A 19,650-nucleotide genomic window follows, 5' to 3' on the forward strand; every position below is an offset into this window, starting at 1 on the left:
ATTAGTCCTTCTGGTCAGGGGTTATTCCGTGTATCCATACATCACTCAAACCCCTGAGATAGTCAACGAAAGAGGCCATTTGCAGCTCGCCCAAAGGGGCATCTTCCCCTGTATCCGATTGGCAGAGCTGTTCGGCTTCTGAAGTGGTGATGATGCCTGCTTCTAGGAGCTTCCTGATGCGCGAGAGTCTTTGGTGGGAGGTGAATTCGGCCTGGAGATTCATCGTCTACCGCCCCTAGTTTTGAAGCGATGCTGGATGAAACAAGGGTGGGAGCAGTATTTGCGTTCAATAGACCCAGTTACTTTGACGGTTACCGTTTGGCCACAGTTACGGCAGGTGAGTTCTTGGGTGATAGTTCGTCGGTGATACTTCCACCAGGTTCGGCGACACTCAGTGCAGCAGAACTTTGAACCCCGGCGTAGTTCTATGAGCTTGCAGCAGTTCAGGCACCAGATTCCTTCCGGGTCTTCGTAGGGCTCAGCATTCGGGTCAATGGTGATACCTGCTCGAAGACAGTAGGTTTTGACCGAGTTGGGATTGAGTTCTAGATGCCTTGCAATACGGGCATAGGCGATGCCGTGTGCTCGCATCATCGTGATGCGATTTCGTTGTAGGTCTGTCAGTGCCATGGGTTGTCCTCCCCGATGGTGGGTGGATGAGGTTTCTTGCCCATACGCCCTTGGGGAGTCCCAGAACCGGACATGGTGTTTGATGTGCAGATACGAAAAAGGCCCCGCACCAACCCAACTGCTGTGGGCTGGCACGGGGCCATGACAAATCCATTCGAATACGTGAAGGGTTCAGTTAGCGGATACCGAGCTTCTTGTTCACCAGGTCCTGGACCGGCTGATAGAGGGCACCGAGCCTGCGGCGACGCTCCTCACCGTTACCGTATTCACCCCGCAACACGGCATTAGCCAGAGCATCCAGGTTCGGGGCAGCCGGTGCCGGGGCACGGCCAGCAATCAGCTCATTAACCCGACGCTGCACCTCACCATAGCGGGCTCCGAGGCGGCGCTTGCGCTCCTCCCCATTGCCGTATCGGCCCGCCAGTACTGCTCGGGCTAGCTCATCCACGCTGCCGCCAGGAGCAGTGGCGGCAGGCGGCTTAGGTGCAGCGGGAACTCCACCGTGTGCACCCAGGTAGGGGCCCAGTACGGTGGCTGGTGGGTAGTAGCGGCCAGGGCAGGCGGTAGCCGAGGCATCCTTATGCCCGATGATGCGAAGCTTGCCGTGACGAGACTGGATGTCGCGAATCAGTTCAGCGATGGTGCGCTTATCAGCCTCGGTTGCCCTGGGGTTGCATTCGATTCCAATACTGGTCTGATTGACCGGCCAGTTTCCGGCGTGCCAGGCCGTATCGGACTCGGCGACCATACGGGTGACTCGTCCAGCTTCCGCCACATAGTGGGCCGAGGAGCGGGCCTGGCCGGATGCGAACCAGTGCACGGTTCCGTCGAAGGTGGGGTTCTTGGCTGGGTCGTCCCAGTGGTGGATGACGATGGTGGTGATGCGGTTTCCTCCGCGCCCGGGGGTGAAATTGGCAGCTTGACGGTGGGTTAGGGTGTAGCTCATTGGCTGGGTCCTTTCGGTTCTGGGGCTTGGTGTTTGTGGCCGATGATGTCTAAGGCCTCACGGATTTTGGTTGGTACCGGCAGGCCTAGGCGGGCGGCGTTTTCCAAAAGGCTGATGCCTTCGTTGGAGATGTAGAAGAAGATGGTGGCGGTGCGCAGCACCCCGATCTCGTTGAATACGTGTATATCCAGCAGGTTGGCTAGGGCCACCAGGGCAAAGATGATGACCTTGCGGAAGATCCCTCTGAAGCCGATGGCTGATGAGAGGGTTTTCTCGGTGATGGCGGCCATGACTCCGGTGAGATAGTCGGCGATGACGAAGGCGGCTAGGACGATGATTAGTCCGTCGATACCGCCTAGGAGCCAGCCGCAGATTCCACCGGCAGCGGTGAAAATGCTTTGGATACTGATCCAGAAGGGCTTAGTGAACATGGGGCTGCAGCCTCCTTTTTGGGTTTTGGGCATCAGTAAAGCCACCAGCGACAACACGGTCACTGGTGGCTTTGAGCTGGAGCCTTTGTGTGGTTCTTAGGGTGGGGTTGGTGTGGTGAGTACGTCGAGGATTTGGTAAGCCACATCCAGTACTACCTCAGTTGGTTCTGGCAGTTGTGGCTGCGGTAAGGACGCTGGAGGTTGGGCGTCTGTTTGTGAGGTGGGTGTAGCGTCGATGATGGGGCGAATCTCAAGTGCTACTGATAGTTCAGGCTCTAGCTCAGGTGCCGCTAGAGGAAGGTTTTCCTTGTTCTGACTCATTTTTCACCTTTTCCATCTAGAGCAGCCTCGACGGCGTCGCAGAGTCGGTCATAGACTTCGGCTTCATCCCCGGTGAGTTCAACCGGGTAGGTAGCCAGTAGATTCTGCAACTGGGTGAGGTGTTCACTGTAGGTCGGTCCGATTAAGTGTGCTTCTTCATTCAAAAGGGCTTCTCGCTCTGCCAGGTACAGTGGGGCTTGGGCAGGATCTTTGAGGTCAAAGCTGCCGTCCTCAGCAATTACCGGCTGCCCCTGCTCATCCAGGACCGCGTACTCGGTGACAAGCTCTTTCTCGCTGGTGGCTAAGTCCTGGAAAGCGGTGAAGGCCATGGCCAGGAGTTTGGAACGTGCTCGTGAGGCAGCCCCTGCCAGTTTCATGGATTGTAGGAATGGGATCAGTGTTGGGAGGTAGCGGTTTTCAATACGGATCATCACAGGTTCTCACTTGTTGTTGATGGTTAGGACACGGCCGTTGGCATGGTGCTCAGCCCAGTGTTGGAGTAGGACTGCCAGGCGACGGTGCCGCCGCCGTTATCGCGGATGGACTGCACCCAGCCTCGGTTGAAGGTAGTAATCAAGGAGTTGACCCGCACGATCAATTCACTGATGCGGGCTGTCAGCGCTGTCATGGAATAGAAGGTGTTGTTGGTGACGATCATCAGGTCGTTACTGGTGAAAGCCACCTGGGCCCGGCCACCAGAACCTGACCAGCCCGGGAAGGTACCCCGCGTTCCTAAGGTAATGTCCTCTAAGGTCACGAAGCGATGGCCGGTGGTGTAGAACTTGTAGCCATGGGTGCGCAGGTCAGCGCCCATATGGATGCCGCGCTGCCCGTAGAACTTTCCCTTGGGATCGAAAGTGAAAAAGGTGTAGTTCTCACTCGTGGTGGTTTCTTGGAATGTCCAGGCGGTGTAGTCCCCACCTGGGGCCAGGTGGTTAATGATGCCCTGAACCGTCGGGGCATCTTTTTTGGCTCGGCGGCCCATATCGCCGATGTGTCGCGTGCCGAAGTAGAAACTCATCCCGGTTGAGCCGATGGTTCCCTCTAAGGTAGTTCCGTTGTGCCAGGCCAGCTGGGTAGGGCTGATGCGGATAGATTGATCCCATCCGGCCAAGCCCACCTGGATAGCGTTAGCCGCCAACTTGTCTGCAGTGATACTGCGGGCAGCGATGCGCCCGGCATTTAGGGTACCTGTGGTGATCTTTGCGGCATCCAGGTTAGCGATCTTGGCATTGATGATCGCGGCATCGGCGATCATTGCGGTCTTGATGTAGCCATTGGCGATGGTGAGTTTGTCGCTGGGATGCTGCCTGCCAAGATTCGGGCTGCTGCTAGATATCCTGTGGTTATTTTCGCTGCGTCCAGGGACTGGATTTTAGCGTTGGTGACAGCTGCATCGGCGATCATGGCGGTCTTGATGACAGCATTATCGATACTGGTGGTGCCGGTAATGTGGATCCGTTTGCCGTCGATCAGGATGGTTTCTGGCGAGACATTGATTTGGGCAATTAGCTCACCTTTGGTGGCTCTCAAGAGCACGTCGTTGCGGATGGCGATGAGGGCTTGTTCGTTGGTGTGTTGGTTGTTGGTGAACTCCAATCGTAGGGCGTCGTGGGCGGTAGCTGTTTCATCGGCCTTGGCTCTAGCTGCTGCCACTTGCGTGTTGGTTGTTTTCAGGGCAGCGTCGGTGGCTTTAGCTAGTGCGTCGACGGTGGCGATGTTCGAACGGACTGTAGCCAGGGCGGCTTCGAGCTCATCGAGATCAGCATGGATCTGGGAGCTGTTGATATCTGAGGCTAGAGACTTCCAGGTGGGCTGATTGTTGGTACCCAGGGTGTAGATCCAGATTTCAGTTTTGTCGCCGTTTTGTTTGAACCAGGTATCTCCAAGCTGGGCTGCAGACGGTTGAGTACTTCCGTAATGGATGGTGTTTTTTCCATCGGCTGATGCTTGGGCAGCGAGGGCTGTTTCATGAGCTGCGGCCGTTTCCTCACTCAGGTTTTCTAGGGCCCGGCTGACTGTCCTGGTTGAGGCAGATAACGTTGGGGATACGGAGCCAAGGCTCAGGCTGATGTAGGTTTTTGCCACCGGGTCGTAGCTGTAACCAGTGACCCTGGCCTTGAGGTTGGCCTTGAAGTCGGTGTGGATGACGCTGACTGTATCGCCTAGGATTACTCTCTCTAGTTTGGCTACACCGGCGTATTCTTCGGTGGTAGCCAAATCGATGAAATTGATTTCGTAGGAGGCAAGAGGAAGATCAAGCCCAGCAGTGTAAGCATCCCGTACTGCTTGCCGTAACGCTTCCTGGGCTTGGGCTAGCGGAAGCTCATCTTCTTTCGGTGTTTCGCCTTCTTTGGCTGCCTTGATGTGTTCAAATCGCATGACCCCTACTAGCGGTGCTGGGTAGTTAGCTAGGCGGGGCGAGTCCACGTACTTTTCGGGTAGAAGTAGGCCATCGAATCCAACGGGCAGGACTCGGGTGAGCATGGTGGAGGTATCGACAGTAGCCCGGTATCCGGTCAGGTTCTTCTGGTCTCTGATCGTTAGACCTCTATCTGCACCGAGTTGTTGCTGGTGGTTCAGATATAGGTTGTTGCGGAAAAACTCACCTCCGTAGCGGGAGGCGAAGGTATTGTCCTTCGAGGTATCCAGCAGACACTCAAGCACGCTTTGTCGCACGATCCGAACTGAGCGGATATGGCTGAGGTTGGTTACGAAGGTAAAGCTATTGGTTGGGGTGGCGTTGCTGCGAATTTGGGCTAGGGCTTGGTATGGGGTGCGGTTGGTGATGTTGGTGTCGGCAATCAGGACCTTGGCCAGGTCGAAGGAGATGTGTAGAGCGGTGATGCGTAACAGTCCTGCGAGGCTGGTTTCGACTGTCGTGATGCGAAAGGCCTGCCGGGTGGATGTGGTGGGCCCTGTTGCGGCGACCAGGTTGCCAGTGATGAGGTGCTCAGCATGTGGTGCGTCTGCTGGGTAGGTGAAAGTCAGCTGGTAGGTAGCGTTAATCGCTTCGGTGATCACCGCATCCATGATGTTGTTATCTAAAAGTCCGTAGCCGGATGCCGTGAAGGTAGTGGATTCGGGCGGGTGGACTGTGATCATGATTCAGTGCCTCCAAGTAGGCAGTTGGTTGGGTTAGGGGTCGCGCCAGGTGACTTCAAGGGACCAGGCGGTAATACCGGAGTTGGCCGAAGGTACGGTGAAGGTATTGTTTCCAGGCCGCATCATGGGATAGTCGCTGCTGATGGCATTGAGCTGGGCGGTTGCACCGGTATAGGCGGTCATCAGTTCCGAGTCCACAGTGATAGTGCTTGCTGGTGAGTTGATGACGTAGTAGGTTCCGTTGAGCCCAAACCGCAGGGTTCCGGTTCCGGTGAGCGTTAGTTTGGGGGCTGCATCGGTAAGACCTGGGTTAGTGACGACGGTAGAGCCGGTAGGGTTCAGGGTTTGCCGGTGGGGTGCTGGGTAGTAGGCGTAGGGTTGGCAGGTCACCGTCAGTTCAGCGGCTGCCCACCCGCTTGTTTCACCAGTCAAGGCAGTGAGCTGGGTGTGTTTGATGCGACGGACCCTTCCCCCATCGTGACTGAGGGTGATCGTTTTGGCATTAGAGAGGGCTGCAGCGAATTTTCGATAGTTGGCGAGTCGGTGTGTGCCCATAAAGAGCATGGGGATGGTGAAGGTGACATCGCCCCAACCTTTTAGGCGGGTGAGAGTTCCGGCCCGCCCTGCAACCTCGATGTCTTCTACTCGTTGAGTAGCAACGGGCCGCGGGACAGGGCCGGAAATGCGGATACCGAAGGTACTGCTGGGGGTGGTGCCCAAGGTAAATGAGTGCATTTAGAAGCTTCCTCCGGTAATCAGTGATGCGTGATGACTGACCCGCCCTAGGTGGGCATCCAGTCGTGGGGCAAGCTTGCCTACTAGGGTCCCATCATCGAGGACGACCTGGATGTTCAACCCGGCCAGGAGGTTGCGGCTGGTTGCCTCAACGAGATCTTGAACATCCAGACCTGACCCAGAAGCCTTGAGCACCGGGTAGGTCAAGTTCGGGTCCAGGACAGCTGGGGTGAGCGGGATATCAACCCCTGCTTCTAGATCGCTGAAGGCACCAAGGGCATCTGTGGCAAGGTCTGTTGCAGCATCGATTGCTCGTTGCCCGGTATCTTCGATACCTCCGGCTAGGCCTCGGGTGAGCATGTCACCGACCCAGGCCATTTCTTTGGAGGGTGAGTTAATGCCGAAGAAGCCGGTGATCGAGTCCCAGATTCCTTGGCACCAGGAGGCTACTTGGTTCCATAGCCAGCCTGAGAGCTGTTGGATTCCCTGCCAGAGTCCTCGGACCAGATCAGCACCGGCTGATATCAGCTGGGGCACCCCATCGATCACTGCCCGCACGATGGCGGTGATGATCTGCGGAATAGCTGCAACTACGGCAGAAATAATTTCTGGCAGAGCAGAGACCAGCGAGGTAAGCAGCTGAATACCTGCCTGAATGATTTGCGGGATGGCTGAGGCGATAGCGGTGATGATCGCTGAGATGATCTGGGGCAGCGCGGCCACGATGGTTTGGATAATCTGTGGCAGCGCCCCGATGAGAGCCACCAGTAGGTCGATGCCCGCTTGGATAATCTGTGGAATCATGGCCAGCAGGTTGGTGATGATTGAGTCAATGATTTGCGGTAGAACCGCAACAATGGTCTCGATGATCACCGGCAGGGCCGAGATCAGCGCCGTTAAGAGGCTGATACCTGCTTGGATTAGTGCGGGGATCCCGGTTGCCAAGAACTCGACGATCGCGGTGATGATGGCAGGTAGAGCCTCGATCAGCACCGGGATTGCTTCTAGCAGGCCTTGGGCTAGACCCAGGATGAGAGTGAGAGCTGCTTCAAGAATCATAGGCAGGTTCTCAATGAGCCCCTGTACCAGAGCCATGATGGTTGCCACCATGGCAGGCAGCAGCTGAGGCAGTGCCTCACCGATACCGGTTACCAAGGTTGCGATTACCTGAGCAGCAGCCTCTAAGAAGAGAGGCAGGGACTCCAGCAGCGCGGTCAGCAAGGTGGTGACCAGAAGCAGAGCTGATTCAGCCACAGAGGGAAGCACCGAGATCAGTCCTTCTAATAGAGCTGAAATAATCTGCACCCCGGTCTCCAGCACCACTGGCAGCTGCTCAGTGATGAAAGCAAGTGCCTCAGCAATGATGGTGTCGAAAGCCGCGATAACCCCGGGGATGCCGTTTTCTTCAAAGGCAATGGTGAGGGTATCGACCCAGCCATTGACCATGGGCAGCACCGTTTCAGCCAGTGCAGCAGTCACCCCTCCAGCCAGTAGGCCTTTGAGGTTGTTGACCCCATCCTCAAGTGTGGCCATTTGACCGGAGAAGGTCTTGGATTGAGCTTCCATCGCACCGTGGAAGCGGCCGCCTTCAGCGGTAGCTGAGGCAAAGGCTTCAGCCACCATGTCTGCGCTGATCGCGCCCTTGGCCATCTCGTCCTTGAGCTCGCCGATGGATTTACCCGTTTGGCGGCTGATTTCCTCCAGAGGGTTAAACCCCGCGTTAATCATCTGGTTCAAATCCTGGCCGGTGAGCTTACCTGTGGAGGACATTTGAGCAAAGGCCAGTGTCAGGGATTCGAGCTTGCCAGCATCACCTTGGGAGATATCACCGAGTTGGTGCAGGCGCAGCTGGGCTTCTTCGGCACTGATCCCAAAAGCCATGAGGGTCTGGGTGTTTTTGGCCAGGTGCTCCATGCCGAAGGGAGTGGCCGCAGCTTCCTTCTTGAGGTTATTGACCAGCTCTTGTGCCTTAGCCTGATCTCCAAGCATGGTGGTGAAGCTGGTGGTGTATTCCTCCATCTGGGCGTTGTAGGCCACTCCGTCTTTGAGCACCCCGACGAAACCTTTGGAGATGCTAGTGATCGCTGAACCGATGGCTTTGATACCCCCGATGATGACTTCGCTAGCCAAGTTGGCTTTGAGTACATCTCCGAAGAGAGAGGTTTTCTGGGTGCCTTCATCGAGCTCATTACCGAGTTGATCAACTTCGCCGGTGAGCCGGTCGGCTCCTTGAGCAGCGTCCTTGAATTCTCCTTCTGTCTGACCAGTTTCGTCCCCTAGGGTATCTAGGGCCTTGGTGTTGTCGGCAAGTTCCTTTTCCAGGGTGTTCAGGGTGGCGGTGGCATTGTTGAGCTGAATCTGCCAGTTCTTAGTTCGAGCGTCATTCTCGCCAAAGGACTGGGCAGAATTCTCCAGTGCTGCTTTGAGGGTTTCTACCTTGTTGCGGTGGGCTTCGACTTCCTTAGCCAACTGCGCGTTCTTGGCGCTCAAAGCTGCGGCGCTGGTTTCGTTCTTGTCGAATTGAGAGGCGACCAGTTTCATTTCTGAGCCCAGTACCCGCATTTCGCGGTTGATCTCGGTCAGGGCTTTTTTGAATTCACGCTCGCCTTCAACACCAATTTTCAGGCCGAATGTGGAATCAGACATGAGGCGCTTCACTTCCCGGTATCTGTAGTTGAAGGGTTATATTCCCTCAGGTATGACGTCATCGATGGTCAGGAGCCGGTAGGGGGTGGCCCGCCCGGTCTCTTGCTTCCAGCACTCCACCAGATCCAAGAGGAAACCAAAGGGCATGAGCCAGACCTGCTCTAAGCTCAAGTGCAGGTGGCTAATGCCCACGTAGATCAATCGGGTAAAGACTGCCGCCTCGCTTTCTAGGGCTTGGCTGCTGGTGCTTTTGGGTCTGAGAGGATCTCTCGCTTGGTGCCTTTGACTAAGGCTGCGCTGATGGCTTCCTTGTACCCGGCCAAATCTCCTGGGACGGTGAGGATTTCTAGGTCCTCGGCGGTGATTTCAGGTTTTGGATCCTGTGGGTTGGTGAGGTTGTGGATCAGCACGGACTGGTTGGCTAGCAAGGCGATTAGCCAGGTGACTTCGGTTAAGGACTGGGCGATATCCTCACTGGTCTCTAGGGCAGCCCCAATTTTGTCGAGCCCGCCGTAGCGTTCGGCGATGAGGCGGGTAGCTCGGGTGGTGAGGATGAGCTCGAATTCTCGTCCGGCGATAGTGATACGGGCTTCGGTACGTGTAGTCATTGGTTTTCTCCTGCAGGGTGTGGGTGGGGTTAGGATGAGGACGCTGCGGCACCGGGTTCGTAGACCTTGGTGTACCAGCTCGAAATCACCTGGGCTCCTACACCTGTTGCCCCTTCGGTCACTTCTGCCTTCCAGGGGTGTTTACCGGTGGAGTCTGGCTTATTGCGGCGCATAATGGTGCCCTCAATCGAGGGTGTTTGGAAGGTAATGGAGTCACCCTTGGTCGCGAGCGTCGTGGTGGGAAGGGCGAACTTGACCTTGTAAAGCCAGAAGTACTTGTACTTGCCGTTAGCCTTGGCGGCGCGGAAGCCGATGGCCACGGGCTTGCCGCCGTCCTCTGAGGATGAGATGAGTACTCCGTTGGCATCAACGCGGGCGCCGGTGAGGGCTGCTGCAACGGCTGAACCGATGTCATCGACGCCCAGGGTGAGGGTGCCGGATTTGAATTCTTTGACGACTTCGCTCGGTCCGTCATCGGCGTAGAGGATGGCTTCAGCAACTTCGACTGAGAGTTCGGCGCTGATGGCTTTGGCGAGCGGGGTTGGGGTGGCGTAGGTTTCTTCGCCAGTGGTGTTTTCGGTGATGGTGGCGTAGTAGAGCTTGTCGAGTCCAATGGTGGCCACGGTAGTGTCCTTTCACGAGAGTATGGGGTGAGGTACATAAACTTGAGTTGGTAAGGCACACACCAGGGTGCCGATAGCTTGTGAGTGATGAGGTGCCTTGTGATGATTGATCGTGTGCCAACGACCGATGAGTTCCGTCCAGCCGTCTTGCGGGTTTTAGCTGACGGGAAGATTCTGAGTTTCTCTGAGCTTTGCCAGGCGGCAGCTGACTACCTCAAGCTCAGCGAAGCAGCCCGGAACGAAACGCTCCCTAGTGGGCAGCCCAGGTATCGCAACCGCATGAACTGGGCGTGTTCTGCTGTGGTGAAGGCAGGGTTGGTGATCCGGCCTGAACGTGGCATGTATCAGATCGCTGAAAACGGGCTGCTGGTTGATGCCCGAAATCTCACCTCCTATAGCGAAAAAGATCTGCTGGAATGGCCCATGTGGCAGGAGTACCAGCAAGAAATCGCTGAGCGTAAGGCTGATGAAAGCACCACTACACCTACCAGTGCAGCCGGTGCGGCTGATGAGGGCGACCCGATTGAACGGGCCATTGACCTGACCCGTATTCACAATGCTGCCGTTGAGACTGAGCTACGTCGCAAACTGCAAGAAGGAACCCCAGCCTTCTTTGAGAAGGCTGTAGTCGATTTGCTCTGGGCCATGGGCTATGGAGGCCCGCACGGTGAACGAGAGCACCTGGGTAAATCCGGGGATGGAGGCATCGACGGAGTGATTCGCCAGGACGCATTGGGCTTGAACAAGGTCTATATTCAGGCCAAGCGGTATGCTGATGGGAACTCGGTGGGCCGTCCTGCTATCCAGCAGTTCTTCGGTTCGCTCTCTTCACGTGGTGCTGATCGAGGCGTATTTATCACCACCTCCCGCTTCTCGGAAGAAGCTAAACGGGAGGCAGAGGTATATAAGACCATCATCCTCATTGACGGTATCCGCCTGACCAAGCTCATGCTCGAATACAAGGTCGGGGTGCAACCAGCCCAGCAGCTGACGCTTTTCCAGGTCGATGAGGATTACTTCGACTCAGATCTGGGTTAGCTGCCAGGCAGCACAGTCGATGGCGTAGTGGTGGTAGCCGGTCTCCGCTTCGTAGCCCACATAGGTGCGTGCCTCCACCGTGATCTGCTGCCTGCCTAATTCCCTGGTCAAGGCATCGCGTAGTGGAAGGTAGTTGCCGGTAGTAAACAGGGACAGCCGCACATGCTCAATTTGCACACCGGCAGTGTTTGCTGCGTGTAGGTCAAAGACATCGGCGATTGGGGTGAGCACTACGAAGCTTGCCGGAGCTGGTGAATCTGTGAAAGCCCCGGTTTGGGTGGGAAGCTGCAGAGCTGTACACAGGCGTGTTAGCCGTTGCAACAGAGGCTGGCCGGTCATGGGCTGATACCTCCAAACTTCGTGGCCATGGTTTGTTTCATTGCTTTCACTGCAGCAGTTCGGGTTTGGGCCCGGGTTGGTGCCAAAAAGGGTCTTGGCTGTTGACGGGATGAGCCGTATTCAAGGATGGTTGCGATTTTGGCGTGAGAGGTGCCGTCGCGGCGGTTCTCAGCGAATCCGATCTTGATATTGATGGTGCCTTTGGAGGTTGCCCCCACTGGTGATGTTCCGAGTGCTGCCAGCAACTGGCCCGTTGACTGGCTGGGTCGTTTGCTGTGTCCGATTGCCCCAGTGAGGTTGGTTCGCATTCTGGGTTCAACGATTGCAGCTCCTGCTTTGAGGGCATCGGCAGCGAAGGCATCGACCTGGGAAGCTGCAGCGTCCAGGGCATCGAGGAATTTTGTTGGCAGAGTGATCTGGGCTTTAGCCATGCTGGGCTTCTCCTTCCGGGGTGCTGCGGTGAGCGAGAACTTCAAGATAGCGGGAGGCGATAGTTTCAATAGAGTCGATTCGCCACTGGGTGCCTTGGTAGAGGATGAGATCACGCTCATCGATACTCCAGTCTGGGTGCGAGCGGAAGCGAAAGCGGATAGTGGCTTGGGTGAAGGCTGCCCGGTTCACCCAGGCGGCTGTTGCATGCCGGTGCTCGACAGCGGCCTGCACGGTTGCTTTGATACGGGTATGCGTGGTGTGGAAGCCTGCCTCATCGGTGGCTGTTTGTGGCGAAAGAATCTGAATCTGGTGTTTCATCAAACCGAAGGACATGATGGGTGCCTTCCTTGGGTTAGAGTTTCCATTCCCTATCCAGCACTAGAAGCCGGTTGACAGCTTCCCAGACTGAGTTGGCTGCTTGGGGCTTGTCATTCCAGAACCCGCCGGTTGACCCGTCGCGGGATTCGTAAAAGTGCGAAGCGAGCATAATGATGGCTTGTTCGGTCGCTTCAGGCATGGGGTTGGTGTGGTAGTGGCCGTCCGGTAAATGCTGGTAGCTGGTGGCGTAGGAGGTGGCAGCTGCCTGCAGATGTGCCAGAAGGTCATCGTCCTGGTCGTGGGTGAGAATCAGGTTCTTTTTGATTTTTCCCAGTAGGTCTGCAGGCATGGCTGCCACCTCCTTTCATGAAGGGTTATGAGGGTTAGGTGGTCTTCTGGGTGAGGACCTGTACGGCTTCAGGCAGGATGAGCTTGCCGTCGACTCGCTGGGTGGCGAGGAAGCCGACCTGGCCGCTGGTGGCGAAGAGCTCGTTGAGGCGCTTGAAGGACCGTCCTTGCCGGTCAGCGATCCAGTAGTAGGAGAAGTCACCGAAAGCCACGGACTTAGCTGAGGCCTTGATTTCTGGGACGAAGGTGGAGGTTGCGACCGGGCGGCCCAGAATCGTATCTGGTGCCCCTAGGGTCAGGGCAGGCTGCCAGAGGTACTGGCCGGTTGAGTCCTTGAGTTTGCGTACCGTCTTGACGGTGGCATCATTCATCAGCCAGGTCGCGTTCTTCCGGTAGGGAGCTCGAAGGGCATAGTGCAGGTCGATGAGCTCATCGGCGGTGATATCAGTGGCCTTGGCTGTGGTGACAGGGCTCGGTGCACCGCCGGTGGCTGCGAAGATGCCAGTAGGCTTGCCTCGGCCGTCGCCGGTAATGAAGGCTTCTTCTTCAGCTGCACCGATCCGTCGGGCGAACTCATCGGCTAGGTAGGCCTCCACGTTGAAGGCCGCATCCTGCAGCAGTTCCTCGCTGATTTTCAGGAAGGTGCCCAGCTTGAAGGCTGAGAGGCTGACCTGGTCGAAGACCTCATCGGATTCGCTCATGGGTTTGCCTTCATCCAGCCAGGCCGCTGCCCCGTGGGTGGAGACCACAGGGATCTTGCGGTCCCCGCTGGTGGTCTGGATGACCTTCGCGATCGAACGCATAACGTTTTCATCGGCCAGGGAGGTCACCAGGGTTGCTTCGAATTCATCGGGCACCAGGTAGCCGCCTTCTGAATCGACGCCTTCAGATAGGGCGTTGCGGATTTCTAGGGGCGAGTGGTTCAGGCGCATCGCGTCCCAGAAGGCTGACCTGTAGGCGTTGCTGGCTCGGCCTCGCTTGGTTTCCTCGGGGGCATCGGGGCTGGTGCCGGGCATGGAGGTCAGCGGGGTTGCGGTGGCGCGGGCCAGTTCGCGCTCCATGCGTTCGGCGCGTTCGGTGCGGCCGATTTCTTTGGTGAGGGTATCGAGTTCTGCTTCCATACGGGAGTAGGTCTGCTCGTCCTCGGCGGTGAGCAGGCCGTTGTTGGCGCTGCGGCGTTCATCGAGAAAGGCCTTAGCCTGCTCCCAAAGTGTGGCTCGACGGTCAAAGAGCGTGGCTGTGGTGGTCATGATGAATCTGTTCTCCAATCAATAATGTGGGTGGGGTTAGTGGGGTGCGGTCATGAGGGCCGCGTAGGCTTCAGCGATGCTGCGGCCTGTCGCCTGCGTCAGGGCGGGCTGCTGGTGGGTGATTTTGTTGACCAGGGCGAGCTCTGCCTGATGACGGTTGAAGACCACCCCGCTTGCTTTCAGTGGTTGGATGGTGCCGGTGTGGATCTCATCAGCAAAGCCCATCTGCATTGCTGCGGTAGCGTCCATCCAGGTCTCGGCGTCCATGAGACGGGCCAGTTTGGCTCGTTGCATCCCGGTTTTCAGCTCGTAGGCGTTGATGATGGATTCTTTGACGGCCTGGAGCATGTCGATGGCTCGACCGAGTTCCTGGGTGTCGCCTGCAGCCAGAGTGGCTGGGTTGTGAATCATCATCATGGACACCGGGGTCATTTTCACGGTGGAGGCTGCCATGGCGATGACGGATGCGGCGCTGGCAGCTAGACCATCAATGATGACGGTCACGTGCCCTGGGTAGTCCAGCAGCATGTTGTAGATCTGGGCTGCTGCGATGCAGTCACCTCCGGGTGAGTTGATCCAGACGGTGATGTCCCCGGTGCCTGCTTTGAGTTCGTTTTCAAAGAGGGTGGGTGTTGTTTCATCGTCGAACCAGGATTCTTCGGCGATAGGGCCGTTAATATGCAAGACCCTCACCTCGTTGGTGTCGGGGTGAGGGTCGCTCCAGTTCCAAAAACGTCTACTCATTGTTTCTCCTGTGGGGTGGGTCTTTCGTGGAGTCTGCTAGCTGGTTGGGTTCTTCAGCGGCAGTGGTGTCAGGTTGGGTGCTGGCGTAGGCTCCGGCGAGGTTGAGGGGCAGCATGTTGCCGTTGATGAGGTATTCGTCGCCTCCAGCTTCGGTGGGTATTCGGTCGAGGTTTTCTAGGGCGCGGATGTCGTTGGCGCTCATCCACCCGTTTTGCCTAGCTACTGCGTACCCGTTCATGCGGCTCACGTAGTCGCCGCGTAGGAGGCCTTCGAGATTGAATTTGACGAAGATGCCCGGTTTTTCTTTGGGGGCCAGCAGGGTTTTGGTGATGGCTTGTTCCCAGCGGATGACCCAGGGGTCGAGTGTGTATTTCACGAACTCCAGGGACTGTTGTTCGATGTTGGAGAAGCTGGATTTTTCCAGATCCCCAATCATGTGCGGTGGGATGCGGAAGATCCGGGCGATCTCGTTGAGCTGGAACTTCCTGGTTTCTAGAAACTGGGCTTGTTCTGGTGAGACCGCGATCGGGGTGTATTTCATCCCTTCTTCCAATACAGCGACTTTGTTGCCGTTGCGGGCTCCACCGAAGGTTTTTTGCCAGGATTCGCGAACCCGCGAGGGGTCTTTGATGGTTCCGGGGTGCTCTAGTACGCCGCCGGGGGCTGCCCCGTTGGCGAAGAAGGAGGCCCCGTAGTCTTCGGTGGCCATGGCCATGCCGATGGCGTTTTTTGCCATGGCGATGGGTGAATATCCGACCAGCCCATCAAAGCCGAGCCCTGGGATGTGCAGGACGTCGGTTGCGCTCAGGGTTACGATCCCGGTTGGGTTGGTGGGGTCGGTGGTGCTGGTTTGGTAGTTGTAGTAGAGGGCTCCGGTTTTGTCGCGGCCGACCTGGATGCGGTTGGGCATGAGGGGGTAAAGAGCTAGGATTTCGCCTTTGCCGTTGCGGATGATTTGGGCATAGGCGTTACCCCACAGCAGCAGGTGGGTCATGAGGGTTTCCCGGAAAACGAAGCTGGTCATCTCGGGGTTCGGTTCATCGTGTAGGAGCCGGTAGAGCGGGTGGTCGATGGCTTTTTCTTTCCCACCGTCCTCCCTTGTTCGGTAGAGGTGCAGGGGCAGTCCGGCGATTGCTTCGGCCAGGATCCGCACGCAGGAGTAGACGGCGGTCATTTGCATGGCGGTGCGTTCATTGACGGCACGGCCGCTGGAGGTGGTACCGAAGAAGAAGGAGTGACCAGTGCTGAGGTGATGGTTGCTGATGGTGCGGGGTTTGAACCAGCGAAAGAAACTCATGAAAGATCTCCTTGCACAAAGAAAAGCACTCCTCACGAACTGTGAGAAGTGCTTTAGAGAGAATCAAAAAACGCTATCTATCTGAAGCTAGCATCGCGTAAACGAGCGTGTCAGTCCACTCGCCCTTGGAGAACCAATCCTGCCGATGGTGAGCCTCTTTCAGCATCCCCAACCGCTCCGCTAGCTTTGCTGAGCTGTCATTCCGAGCGTCCATCTGGGCAATCACTCTGTGGCATTTGTATTGATTAAAAGCTGCATCAAGCACCGCCTTAACAGCCTCTGATGCGTAGCCCTTACCGCTGAAGGTGGGATCGAGTACCCAACCAACTTCAGCAACTCGATGCTTTACATCAGTGAACCAAAGGAGGACATCGCCAATGACATTCCCCTCGAACTCAATGATGAGTGCTAGAGCCTCTGAAGGGCCATCCAGATCAGTTTTCGCTACACGTTCTTGGACCTTAGTTTTTGCATCAGACAAGGTCCATGGATCATCAAGTAAGTAGCGAGCAACATCTTCTCGACTATAGAAAGCATGCAAAGCAGCTGCATCTTCTGGCTCATGCGCTCGAAGTTTTAACCTCGGAGTTGAAATCGGTAGATCCATATCAGTCCTTAAACTCAATGCACTAATTTTCTCAAAGGCATTCCTAGAAGACAAGCAGCCCTCGCTCATCATAGATAGAGCCTTCACTAGGCAGGTTGCCGCATCTAATGGCTCGGTCAAGGGCCATGATGGTGGCAACCACCCCGTCGATTTTCTCGGTGGACTTTTGCTTATCGGGTTTGATGTTGCCTGCCGGGTCAGTGCGGATGTGGATGTTATCGACCATCCAGGAGAGCACCGGGTGCCCGCCGTGGGCGAGCTTTCCCTCCAGGGCCAGTTTCATGAACTCTTTGGACGGTGGGCTCATATCTTTGAAGCCCTGGCCGAAGGGCACCACGGTAAAGCCCATGGCTTCGAGGTTCTGGCTCATCTGCACAGCACCCCACCTGTCATAGGCGATCTGACGAATATCGAACCGTTCGCCGAGTTCTTCGATGAAGGCTTCAATAGCGGCGTAGTGAACGACATTGCCTTCGGTCGTCTGCAGATGCCCCTGAGTGGCCCAGTCATCGTAGGGGACGTGGTCTCTTGCGACCCTGAGTTTCAGGTTTTCTTCCGGGATCCAGAACCAGGGTGCGATCACGTACTGATCTTCAGCATCCTGGGGTGGGAAGACCAAGACGAAGGCAGTGATGTCGGTGGTGCTAGCCAAATCCAGCCCGCCGTAGCAGGTTCGTCCTTCCAACTCCGTCAGGTCTACTGGGTTCGCGTTGGCCTCCCAGACATGCATCGGCATCCAGCGCACCGATTGTTTGACCCACTGGTTCAGGCGTAGCTGACGGAAGGTGTTCTCCTCGGCCGGGTTTTGCCTGGCTGAGTGGCAGGCTTGCTGGACTTTCTCCACTGGCACGGTGATCCCTAGAGAGGGGTTGGCTTTGAACCAGGTGGATTCAGCCGTCCAGTCATCTTCTGGCGCTGCCCCGTAGACCACCGGGTAAAAGGTCGGGTCGTGTTTCTTGCCCTCAATAAGGTCGAGGGCTTTTTGGTGATATTCGTAGCAAATCGAATGTGTGTCGGTACCTGCGGTGGTGATGAAAAAGTAGAGCGGTTGGGTACGGGCATCACCGGAGCCCTTGGTCATGACATCGACCAGGGCCCGGTTGGGTTGAGTGTGTAACTCGTCAAAGACCACCCCGGAGATGTTGAAGCCGTGCTTGGAGTAGGCCTCCGCGGAGAGAACCTGGTAGAAGCTGTTGGTTGGGGTGTAGATGATGCGTTTTTGGGAGGCCTGGATTTTCACGCGCTTGGCCAGTGGCGGGCACATACGGATCATATCCGCTGCGACCTCGAAAACGATGGAGGCCTGTTGGCGGTCGGCGGCGCACCCGTAGACTTCGGCGCGTTCTTCGCCGTCCCCGCAGGTGAGCAGGAGGGCGATGGCGGCGGCCAGTTCGCTTTTACCCTGTTTCTTGGGGATTTCGACGTAGGCGGTGGTGAACTGGCGGTAGCCGTCGGGTTTGATGGTGCCGAAGATGTCGCGCACGATTTGTTCTTGCCAGTCGATCAGTTCAAAGTTTTTACCGGACCAGCGGCCCTTGGTGTGTTTGAGGGCCTGGATGAAGGCCACAGCGTAGTCGGCGCGTTTCTTGTCGTAGTGGGAGGTCTCGGCCATGAAGCGGGTTGGTTGGTAGCTGGTGAGGGTGCGCATCAGGTTTGGGCTTCTCCTTCCACGAGGTGCTGGGAAAGGGCCAGCACCCCTGCGGTGTGTGGGGTGCTTGGTTTCGGCTGGTGGGGTGTTAGAGGGCTGCGAGCATTCCGAAGGCCCAGGCTCCTGCTTCGGCCTCTGAAGTGAAGTCCTGATGGTCGGCTGCTGAGTAGAGGGTGTGGGTGATGGCCGCTGTTTCGCTGCGGTCGGCGCTGGTGTAGGTGTAGATGTGGGCTTCGTAGCCCATGGCGCTTCTCTCGTAGTTCCAGCCCCAGCGGGTGACCATGATGTGGCCTCCGACGGGCATCATGTTGCCTTGAAAGCGGCAGGCTTTCTTCAGGTCCTTGGCGGTGGTGATGGTGTCCATTTCGGTGTAGTGTCCGTGCTCCAGCATGATGGGGTTCCTTCCGGGTGTGTTCTTGTCTTTGGGTACTGTCTATATAGCCATAGGATTTGAACACTATCCAGCGGCATTTGGGCTGGTCATGCACTACTTTCTAGAGATGTATATCCCTTGAATTTCCGGTCGAAAGCGGTGGATTTCTAGCAGGTAGAGACCCATGTCGGTGGGTCTCTAGAGCTGCTCCGGCACAGCTGGCCGGGGGTTGTTATTGGCTGCTGGTGGGGCTGAGAATCTTGAAGGTATCCTCACCGGGTATTAGACCCAGGTGAGAGCCACTGTCCCAGGCAACGTGGACGGTCCCTACATCATCAACCAGCTCGACAGTTCCAACATCGCCTGGGGTTAGGGCTGTGTAGGGGTCACTGGTGCTGATGAGGCGGATGCGGGTACCTGGTGCCGGGTGGGTGCTCATGCTGCCTCCGGGGTAGGTGCGGTTTTCCAGGCAGCGTTGCCGTCCAAGTTGGCCAGCAGGGTTTTGCGGACCTGCTTGTAGTCAGGGCCGTTGAGTCCCAGGCGGATAAGCCAGCAGCGCATGGCATACTTGGCCGACCCTTCGGTACTCGAAGTGGCTGCAAGGGTGCGGGAGGTTGCCGCGTTCTGAGCGACTTTTTCAAGGAGCACCTGGCAGGCCTCAATCTGCTCAGTGGTGTTACTGCTGGTGAACCAGGGGCAGGTGACGGTATCCTCAGCCAGCTCCACTCTGATCTGGCTTTGCGGTACCTGCAAGGCGGCTGCCAGCAGGTGAGCCTTAGCGCTGATACTGCGAGCGATATTGTCCTGGTGCTGCTTAGCCCAGGCCTCCCGGTGCAGGCTGATGCTCTGATCCAAGGTGGTGATGGTGACCGGGAAGTCGGTGATGTCCTGCGGTTCATAGCCTTCACCTTCGAGGTAGCGAATGATGTAGCTGACCATGCCGGTGGGGATGTCCTTGCCCCAGTAGACCAGCCCGCCGGGGTAAATGTAGGTGGTGACGACCTTGTAGGTGTAGGCCTTATCGGGGCTGGCATCAATCCGGGGTGCATCGGCCAGATCAGCGATGGCCCGGGCCATAGCGGCCAGTTTGACCTTGGTTTTTGCACCCTTGAAACTGGTGGCAAGGGGGCGGGTGTACTTGACCATGAGTGAACCTCGATTCTTCGCTTGTGGATTGAATTGGTCATGTACATACAGCCCTAGATACGGCG

26 protein-coding genes are annotated in these 19,650 nt (G+C 56.8%); 1 reads left to right on the plus strand and 25 read right to left on the minus strand.

All coding sequences use genetic code 11. The features are described 5' to 3' along the window. Window position 1 precedes the first annotated feature (1 nt). The 13 genes from ACED87_RS07585 to ACED87_RS07645 form a co-directional block, all read right to left on the minus strand. Window positions 2-223: a hypothetical protein gene (locus tag ACED87_RS07585; protein WP_449089802.1), complete on the minus strand. Its 222-nt coding sequence runs from the start codon at window positions 221-223 to the stop codon at window positions 2-4. Further along, window positions 220-630: a hypothetical protein gene (locus ACED87_RS07590; protein ID WP_449089803.1), complete on the minus strand. Its 411-nt coding sequence runs from the start codon at window positions 628-630 to the stop codon at window positions 220-222. The genes ACED87_RS07585 and ACED87_RS07590 overlap by 4 nt, the downstream gene beginning before the upstream one ends. A 175-nt stretch (window positions 631-805) precedes the next feature. Further along, window positions 806-1,576, minus strand: coding sequence for an N-acetylmuramoyl-L-alanine amidase (locus ACED87_RS07595; RefSeq protein ID WP_449089804.1), 771 nt, complete (start codon window positions 1,574-1,576; stop codon window positions 806-808). Beyond that, window positions 1,573-2,007 carry a phage holin family protein gene (locus ACED87_RS07600; RefSeq protein WP_449089805.1) on the minus strand — a complete coding sequence of 145 codons (435 nt, stop codon included), beginning with the start codon at window positions 2,005-2,007 and terminating at the stop codon, window positions 1,573-1,575. The genes ACED87_RS07595 and ACED87_RS07600 overlap by 4 nt, the downstream gene beginning before the upstream one ends. Before the next feature lie 96 nt (window positions 2,008-2,103). Continuing rightward, the gene (locus tag ACED87_RS07605) at window positions 2,104-2,328 is read right to left on the minus strand and encodes a hypothetical protein (protein ID WP_449089806.1); all 225 of its coding nucleotides are present in this window, start codon (window positions 2,326-2,328) and stop codon (window positions 2,104-2,106) included. Further along, on the minus strand, window positions 2,325-2,759 hold the full coding sequence (locus tag ACED87_RS07610) for a DUF1617 family protein (RefSeq protein WP_449089807.1): 435 nt from the start codon (window positions 2,757-2,759) through the stop codon (window positions 2,325-2,327). The genes ACED87_RS07605 and ACED87_RS07610 overlap by 4 nt, the downstream gene beginning before the upstream one ends. 26 nt (window positions 2,760-2,785) lie before the next feature. Next, a complete protein-coding gene (locus ACED87_RS07615) occupies window positions 2,786-3,586 on the minus strand; it encodes a hypothetical protein (RefSeq protein ID WP_449089808.1) in 801 nt (266 codons plus the stop codon). After that, a complete protein-coding gene (locus ACED87_RS07620; RefSeq protein WP_449089809.1) occupies window positions 3,583-5,433 on the minus strand; it encodes a phage tail spike protein in 1,851 nt (616 codons plus the stop codon). The genes ACED87_RS07615 and ACED87_RS07620 overlap by 4 nt, the downstream gene beginning before the upstream one ends. A 33-nt stretch (window positions 5,434-5,466) precedes the next feature. Continuing rightward, complete coding sequence (locus ACED87_RS07625) at window positions 5,467-6,168, minus strand: hypothetical protein (RefSeq protein WP_449089810.1); 702 nt, start codon at window positions 6,166-6,168, stop codon at window positions 5,467-5,469. Continuing rightward, the gene (locus ACED87_RS07630) at window positions 6,169-8,814 is read right to left on the minus strand and encodes a phage tail protein (protein ID WP_449089811.1); all 2,646 of its coding nucleotides are present in this window, start codon (window positions 8,812-8,814) and stop codon (window positions 6,169-6,171) included. It lies immediately after the preceding gene. Window positions 8,815-8,850: 36 nt separating this feature from the next. Further along, window positions 8,851-9,006, minus strand: coding sequence for a hypothetical protein (locus ACED87_RS07635; protein WP_449089812.1), 156 nt, complete (start codon window positions 9,004-9,006; stop codon window positions 8,851-8,853). Between the two features lie 35 nt (window positions 9,007-9,041). Beyond that, a complete protein-coding gene (locus ACED87_RS07640) occupies window positions 9,042-9,422 on the minus strand; it encodes a hypothetical protein (protein ID WP_449089813.1) in 381 nt (126 codons plus the stop codon). Between the two features lie 29 nt (window positions 9,423-9,451). Continuing rightward, on the minus strand, window positions 9,452-10,045 hold the full coding sequence (locus tag ACED87_RS07645; protein WP_449089814.1) for a major tail protein: 594 nt from the start codon (window positions 10,043-10,045) through the stop codon (window positions 9,452-9,454). A gap of 102 nt (window positions 10,046-10,147) precedes the next feature. On the opposite strand from ACED87_RS07645, the gene ACED87_RS07650 reads away from it, so the two are divergent. After that, the gene (locus ACED87_RS07650) at window positions 10,148-11,083 is read left to right on the plus strand and encodes a restriction endonuclease (RefSeq protein ID WP_449089815.1); all 936 of its coding nucleotides are present in this window, start codon (window positions 10,148-10,150) and stop codon (window positions 11,081-11,083) included. Here the strand turns inward: ACED87_RS07650 and ACED87_RS07655 are convergent. From ACED87_RS07655 to ACED87_RS07710, 12 genes are all read right to left on the minus strand, one after another. Continuing rightward, entirely contained in the window at window positions 11,069-11,422 is a 354-nt protein-coding gene (locus ACED87_RS07655; protein ID WP_449089816.1) for a hypothetical protein, read from the minus strand. The genes ACED87_RS07650 and ACED87_RS07655 overlap by 15 nt on opposite strands. Next, a complete protein-coding gene (locus tag ACED87_RS07660; protein WP_449089817.1) occupies window positions 11,419-11,853 on the minus strand; it encodes an HK97-gp10 family putative phage morphogenesis protein in 435 nt (144 codons plus the stop codon). Before ACED87_RS07660 ends, ACED87_RS07655 begins: the two co-directional genes overlap by 4 nt. Next, entirely contained in the window at window positions 11,846-12,187 is a 342-nt protein-coding gene (locus ACED87_RS07665; RefSeq protein WP_449089818.1) for a head-tail adaptor protein, read from the minus strand. Before ACED87_RS07665 ends, ACED87_RS07660 begins: the two co-directional genes overlap by 8 nt. Before the next feature lie 19 nt (window positions 12,188-12,206). Next, window positions 12,207-12,521: a head-tail connector protein gene (locus ACED87_RS07670; RefSeq protein WP_449089819.1), complete on the minus strand. Its 315-nt coding sequence runs from the start codon at window positions 12,519-12,521 to the stop codon at window positions 12,207-12,209. 34 nt (window positions 12,522-12,555) lie between these two features. Beyond that, complete coding sequence (locus ACED87_RS07675; RefSeq protein ID WP_449089820.1) at window positions 12,556-13,770, minus strand: phage major capsid protein; 1,215 nt, start codon at window positions 13,768-13,770, stop codon at window positions 12,556-12,558. Window positions 13,771-13,806: 36 nt separating this feature from the next. Next, entirely contained in the window at window positions 13,807-14,514 is a 708-nt protein-coding gene (locus ACED87_RS07680; protein ID WP_449089821.1) for a head maturation protease, ClpP-related, read from the minus strand. Continuing rightward, window positions 14,507-15,811 carry a phage portal protein gene (locus ACED87_RS07685; protein WP_449089822.1) on the minus strand — a complete coding sequence of 435 codons (1,305 nt, stop codon included), beginning with the start codon at window positions 15,809-15,811 and terminating at the stop codon, window positions 14,507-14,509. The genes ACED87_RS07680 and ACED87_RS07685 overlap by 8 nt, the downstream gene beginning before the upstream one ends. A gap of 73 nt (window positions 15,812-15,884) precedes the next feature. Beyond that, a complete protein-coding gene (locus ACED87_RS07690) occupies window positions 15,885-16,490 on the minus strand; it encodes a GNAT family N-acetyltransferase (RefSeq protein WP_406712862.1) in 606 nt (201 codons plus the stop codon). Then, window positions 16,462-18,066 (minus strand): terminase large subunit, encoded by a 1,605-nt coding sequence (locus ACED87_RS07695; protein ID WP_449089823.1) that lies wholly within the window; start codon window positions 18,064-18,066, stop codon window positions 16,462-16,464. Before ACED87_RS07695 ends, ACED87_RS07690 begins: the two co-directional genes overlap by 29 nt. Before the next feature lie 88 nt (window positions 18,067-18,154). Further along, window positions 18,155-18,457 carry an Nmad4 family putative nucleotide modification protein gene (locus ACED87_RS07700; RefSeq protein ID WP_449089825.1) on the minus strand — a complete coding sequence of 101 codons (303 nt, stop codon included), beginning with the start codon at window positions 18,455-18,457 and terminating at the stop codon, window positions 18,155-18,157. Between the two features lie 214 nt (window positions 18,458-18,671). After that, complete coding sequence (locus ACED87_RS07705) at window positions 18,672-18,878, minus strand: DUF4314 domain-containing protein (RefSeq protein ID WP_449089826.1); 207 nt, start codon at window positions 18,876-18,878, stop codon at window positions 18,672-18,674. Beyond that, window positions 18,875-19,585 (minus strand): hypothetical protein, encoded by a 711-nt coding sequence (locus ACED87_RS07710; RefSeq protein ID WP_449089827.1) that lies wholly within the window; start codon window positions 19,583-19,585, stop codon window positions 18,875-18,877. The genes ACED87_RS07705 and ACED87_RS07710 overlap by 4 nt, the downstream gene beginning before the upstream one ends. Between the last annotated feature and the right edge of the window lie 65 nt (window positions 19,586-19,650).

Source organism: Rothia sp. 32237D007AR, from assembly GCF_053544675.1.